Here is a 5,980-nt window from a genome sequence, read left to right as displayed (position 1 = left end):
CCATGACCTTTACCATTAAAATCAACAATAAAATTTATTAACTTGTCATTTGAATAGGATTTGAATCTATTCTCTTTAACAGCAACCAATATACCATCCAGTAAGTAATCATTATTTTCTTTATCCCGGTAACGGCCTTTTGTATCATCAGGACTGCCATTAAGTGTTCGTGTGATTACGCCGCCACAATTAAGAATCCAGTTATATCCTACCATTGAAGGCCGTTTCGTGGGTATAAATCCACTTGAAATATATTTTAGTGAGAGGGGAATATCAAAATCCCGGTCTTTATAACCATCCATTGCAACACCAAAATCAAGTAATCCATGATATTTATTTACCTGGATATTTCCATATCTAATCATGTCTGTAACCTGAGGGGTTGATGTACCTAAATTCTGAGGTGTAAAAAAGTAAGCATAATCGCCTGTTTGTATATAACCAAAACCCTTTGTTTCAAAGCCAAAGTTATTTCCGAGCAAGACAATTAAAACAAGTATATTTTTATATGTTTTCATATCAATTAAAATTTATAAATCAAACCGATAGACGGTAAAATATTGTATGCGTCCAAATCAAAATTAAATTCAGTTGTGGTTTTTTCATCCTTAATTTTAGTTTGAAAAAATCCCAGATTGAAAAATTTCAAATGGGAGAAAACAGTCCAGTTGTCAAATAAATGATAAATGATCGTTGGATGAATACTTGTACCCCAATGCGTATATTTCGTATTATCATTACCGATTCGTTCTACAACTCCATAGCCGGCATGGAAATTTACTGTGCCTGAAATATTCAATTTTCCCAATTTTATAAATGAATAACGAAGATAGGGGGTCACTTGAAATTCTTTTGTTTTTGCTTCTCTGTCTTCAAATTTCAATTCTCCATATATATCTATCCATATAATTGTATTATAGGCTGTGGAGAAATTGGTGAAGATAGCCATGCCGAGTTCAATTTTATCACTTAACCGATAACCCATTTCCGGAGAAATAGAAAATGAAGATGTTGTCGTCTTATCCCCTTCTTTGGGTTGTGAAGCGCTACGGTTAAAACTGAAGGAGCCACCAATATAATATTGTGCACTCGCGGATATAATGCCCAATAAGGCAACTAATGTGCTTGAAATTATTTTTTTCATTTTGATTTATTGTTTAATTTTCTTTGTTTGTCTAATGATATGTATTTTCTAATCAATCTATTGGAAGCAATATCAATATCAATTCCATTTAAATAATCTTTTTTATATGAATTTGATTTAAAAAACAATTTTTCATATTTTTCCTCATTGTCGTAGTAATTATAAAGTATAACTTTTCCTGGATGTTTGTTTACGATCTTCACATAAAAACCACGACGGTAGTCTACTGCCCTAACTATAAGATTATCAGGTAAACTGTCTGTCCAAAAGAAATCAATGCATGCCGTATTCGTCGTTTGAACATAATTATCTGATGGCTTGAACAATCCATAATATTTATAGGGTGCTACATAACAGTTACCACCAATTTTTTTACATACCGTAAAACATTTCCCATCTTCTGTATAATAAAAACTTCTTTTCTCATTAATATAGAAGAATAATATAAAAATACTTATCAGTATAATCCACCGTTTTTTCATCTTTTTTATTTTACATATCCTTTTTCATTTTATGTAGCTATGACTTATTTATGCCAATATGCTGGATAGCCATTGTCATAGCCGATTTTCTCTGCCTGTTGAGTGGGTTGACCTTCTTTAGTTGGCCATAAATAATGCTGTAATGTTTCTAATAAATCAAAACCTGTTCTTGCTTCCTCCCACAACAATCCATTTCTTCCTGCCATATAACCGGCGGCAACATTGCCAACATCTCTTGCCGAAGCATAAATTTTGATGCCCTCTCCTCTATTTCCAACAACACTGGTTACGCCATTTAGAGGCATTCCTCTATATCTATATTGATTTTCGCTCATTTTTTCCGATCGTTCATTAATTCCTCTATGTTTAAAATCATAATATTTTTCTCCTGTTGCATTCCACATATATTGAAACAATCCTAACGGGGTATTTATAATTTCTCTATTTAAGAAAATCTCTCCAGTGTGATCTTCCGGATCTATTACTGCTCCAATTACAGGATTTCCATGATCATCAAAAAATGAATATTCTGTCAACGATTCTCCCAGAAATCCCATTGGCTTGTTTACCCCGAATAAAACATAAATACTTTTATCGCCATCTATCTTGCCTCCGACAACAGTATAGGTGCCATCATCATTCATTCGTGTGTATGTTGACTTGCCATCCGGATCAATAAATTTCACAGGGTTATTCAAGCAATACGCATACGAACTGATACTGTAATACTTTTCACATAACGGATCGGGAGTCAGGAACCGTCCCGTTACCGGATCATACCCTCGTGCCACGAAATCATACAAATTCAGTCCGTTCATCATATCCAGTTCCTTGCCCCCGAACTTGAATGCCTGTTTCTCCCGGTTCGTTTCCACCATAACCATCCCGAACGGGTAGTATTGTGTGCTTTGTATCACGTTGTTGCCCGACTGGTCCGCCACGATGCGGTTGTTGCCCAAATGGTCGCGGATGTAGAAGTAATACTTTCCGTTTTCGTAATAACCGTTTTCTATCAGTATCTTTTCAAGTACGCCGTTCGTGTAGATTTTATTGCCAACGTAATCAACCGTTTTCACTTCCGTCAGCGAACCAGCATCGACAGCGGAACCGACAACCGGACTGTTAGAATAAGCCGGATTCCACCGGTGAACCACTTTCAGTTTTGTTCCCGCAGCCGTATAGGTATATTCATTTCGTGCTTCGGCTACCGGACTTTTTATATCAATCCGTTGCGGCAAATTCAGGCGGTTGTATTGAATTTCGGAAATGCCTTTGTTCATATCCTGCGTCATGGCGCCGTTAGCATTATAGGCATATTCCACGCCACTGCCTTTCTTATAGTCCTTGAAATCCGAAGGATTGGTGAAAACGTTTTCCCCAGAATCGTTGATATTGCGCAATTGATTGCTGTTCCCGTAGTTCATTGTCAGACGATCGATATACGCATAAGCGCCAAGCGCAGGAATAACCGACCCGTAACGATATAAAGAAGTTGTATTTCCATGCTTGTCGTAACTGTAGCCCGTACCATATTTTTCTCCGTTGAAACCAGTAAAAGCCGCCGTACAGAGACGGGAGAGATTGTCGTAACTAAAATGATAACTCTGACGGTAACCGTCCTGAAACCAACTCATATCGCTTATGTTTCCGTTGTAGGAATAGCTTAACGATTCGCCAAACTGATTGTTATCCATTCTCGTCTGCCACGAGCGGATATTATAGCTGTAGGTGCTTAGGAGTTTGCCCTGGCTATAGGGTTTGGTTGTTTTCAACCGTCCCAGTTCGTCGTAGGTATTGTTTACCGGTACTATCCGGACACCGTTGTTCAAGGTATATTTTGTTTGGGTCAGTCGCCCGGCATGGTCGTATGCATAAGTACGGGCTTCGGTTTGAGTGGCTTTATCCTTAGCCGAATGTACCTGCTTCCTTTGGGTCGGTTGCCCGGTGAAGTTGTAGGCGACGTATTCCTTTTCCACGCCTCCCAGGTGATTGTGGGATTTCGATTGAATCACTTGCCCTTTGTAGTCGTAATACATCACCGTAGCCAAATAAGCCCAATTCGGATCAATTTTATATAACGACGACTCACCGGATGGAATTGACGGGGTGGCCGTAGCCATCGCTTTTTGCGGTACGGCCTCTTCGTAGTATTTGGTCTTGGGCAGGGTTGATGCAACCTGCGTTTCGAAATTGGCGGCAAACGGGGCTACGTCCCCGGCAAGTATCGCCGAACCGGGAACCGCCACCGCGTACAGCTCTCTATTGTAGGCTACCTGGGTTCCGGTCAATAAACCTTTGTGTTCGTAGCCGCCTGTACCTGCATACTGCTGCCCATAGCCGGAAACCGCTTCGTACCCGAAATCGCTGTCCGTTTTTATCGGAATACCGTTGTAACCCATAAACTTGTAATCGTCGTAGTAATTGACGGTCAACACGGTGAACGAATCTAACGTTACCCCGCTTAAAGTGTAGCCTTTATAAGTGTTGCTCGTATTGTTACGTTCAGCCTTGACCGCAACTCCATCCAAAGGATTTCCCGTGTAGGACAGTGTATTTTTACAGATGCCGGTCAACACAACCCGTCCAAAGATGTCCGGAATAGAAAACGACCATTCTCCCGTTTTGCGCTGTTCCCCGTTCTGGGTAAAGATTAGCCGGTCAGCCCTGTCATACACATAATACACCCACTCAGCGCCCGGAATCTTTTTGGCGATGCAGCGGTTGCGTCCGTCGTACTTGTAAGCATAAGCATAATCCTTAAACAGTTGCGTACTTTCCGTCCAGGAACCGGAAGTAAACTTATCCACAGCCAGGGGGGGCAGTACCGCCCGGAGATTACCGAAACTGTCATAAACATAGCAAGTGTGCAGGATTTCAGAACCGTTAACCTGTCGGGTATAGACGACCTGTCCCAGTTTGTCTTTAGCCTCGTAGGAAGTATTTCCTTCCTCATCGTTTATTTTCGTCACATACAGTTCATTGGCTGCATAATAGCCCGAACGGGTAATGCCGGCGCTCGTCTTGTTGTCGCTGACCGTATAGCGCGGACAAAAATTGGCGCTGTTGGTCAGGTAGGATGTATTGACCGGTTTATTGTTTATGTGCCAGTTCTTTCCCGCCCCAAACTGTTGTACAATCCGGTTCAGGGGAGAAGGTTCGTATACCGGGTAGGAATAAGGCTCGGCATCTGAAGCGGAATTATAAGTCGTATTATTGTAGGTATTTGAAGCGCCGGTTTGAAAATCCGCGAAACTGACAAAGGCTCCCCTGTTGTTTTCCACCCTGACAGGCAGCCACGACTTGCTCTCCCGCCCGAAGGCGTCGTACTCCAGGTAAGTGACCAGATCGGCTTTGGTGGGTGTGATTCCTTTCTGTACGGTTTCAACCGGACGTCCCAATCCGTCGAAATAGCGGATTTCGTCCAGATAGGCTGTTCCGTTTTCATTAGTCATTGTTCGGGTATGCACGTAATTTTGGTCGTCGCTACCCACTTTGGTTCCCGTTATGGTAGTCGTGATATTCCCGTTCCCGTATCCTTCCGAAACCGCATAATAAGTTCCCGCTTCCAGATTGAGTTCCAAATACGCATGGGTAACCGGTACACAACGTCCAATTCCCATGTAGTTATCGTTATAGACTATTCTGTTGCCGGAAGCATCCAGCAGGTGCAGATAAGTATCCGACACCTGCGAACCGCAGTGGGAAATGATAACCTCCATGGGTTTTGTCAGCGTAAACTTGTAAAAAACGTCATTGGCGCAGGTTGAATGCATCGTGTACATGTTAAAACATTCTTCCGTATTCTGGGTATGGCTATAAGTAAATGAAGTTGTTTTCTCGCCAAGATTATATTCTGTTTTCGCCGGAACTCCCTGAATGGTAGTTGTTACCGTGCTGTCCAATTTCACATTCTGGGAATGAGCATACACGATCATGTAATAGGTTCCCGGAGGCAAGCCGCTTACTTTCTTGTTGGCAATACCTCCATTGGTTGATGGACAGGGAGGTATGTAAATATTGTCAAATTCGACTTTGCCTGCCGAAGCGGATACTAACCTTATCTCTGTACTGGGAATATTCGTACTTGAGCCGCAGTTGTCAATAGTGATATCCATTCTTTTGGTTAGCGTAAACTGGTAAGGATAAAGCATAAACTTAGTCAGGCCTGAACCTGCAGATACTGATTGCGGCATACAGTCTGCCAGCTTTTGTGTATCGCTGTAACTGAAAGCGTCGCTTTTGGTCCCGGCGTCGATTATCCATGAAAGATCAGACTGCGGGTAAAGCGCTTTCGAAAAAATCACTAAAAAGATTATAATTGCGATAACTCGTTTCATGATGAATGGTTTTTATT

4 protein-coding genes are annotated in these 5,980 nt (G+C 41.6%); all 4 read right to left on the bottom strand.

Going from position 1 to position 5,980, the window contains the following annotated elements; translation table 11 throughout:
- Positions 1–518, bottom strand: a 518-nt coding sequence (locus LBQ60_05275; protein ID MDR2037316.1) for a hypothetical protein, incomplete at its 3' end; no start/stop codon positions are given.
- A 5-nt stretch (positions 519–523) separates the two neighbouring features.
- A complete protein-coding gene (locus LBQ60_05270) occupies positions 524–1,144 on the bottom strand; it encodes a hypothetical protein (GenBank protein ID MDR2037315.1) in 621 nt (206 codons plus the stop codon).
- Positions 1,141–1,626, bottom strand: a complete 486-nt coding sequence (locus tag LBQ60_05265) for a hypothetical protein (GenBank protein MDR2037314.1) — start codon at positions 1,624–1,626, stop codon at positions 1,141–1,143. The genes LBQ60_05270 and LBQ60_05265 overlap by 4 nt, the downstream gene beginning before the upstream one ends.
- 44 nt (positions 1,627–1,670) lie before the next feature.
- Positions 1,671–5,963, bottom strand: coding sequence for an RHS repeat-associated core domain-containing protein (locus LBQ60_05260; GenBank protein MDR2037313.1), 4,293 nt, complete (start codon positions 5,961–5,963; stop codon positions 1,671–1,673).
- Positions 5,964–5,980 lie beyond the last annotated feature (17 nt).

The organism is Bacteroidales bacterium, from assembly GCA_031275285.1.
Classification (GTDB): Bacteria; Bacteroidota; Bacteroidia; order Bacteroidales; family UBA4181; genus JAIRLS01.
The sequence above is the reverse complement of the archived record's forward strand: the minus strand, read 5'-3'. Positions and strand labels throughout refer to the sequence as shown.

Coding starts and splice junctions, on each gene's coding strand:
- LBQ60_05270 (MDR2037315.1), bottom strand. CDS start 1,144: ATGAAAAAAATAATTTCAAGCACATTAGTTGCCTTATTGGGCATTATA.
- LBQ60_05265 (MDR2037314.1), bottom strand. CDS start 1,626: ATGAAAAAACGGTGGATTATACTGATAAGTATTTTTATATTATTCTTC.
- LBQ60_05260 (MDR2037313.1), bottom strand. CDS start 5,963: ATGAAACGAGTTATCGCAATTATAATCTTTTTAGTGATTTTTTCGAAA.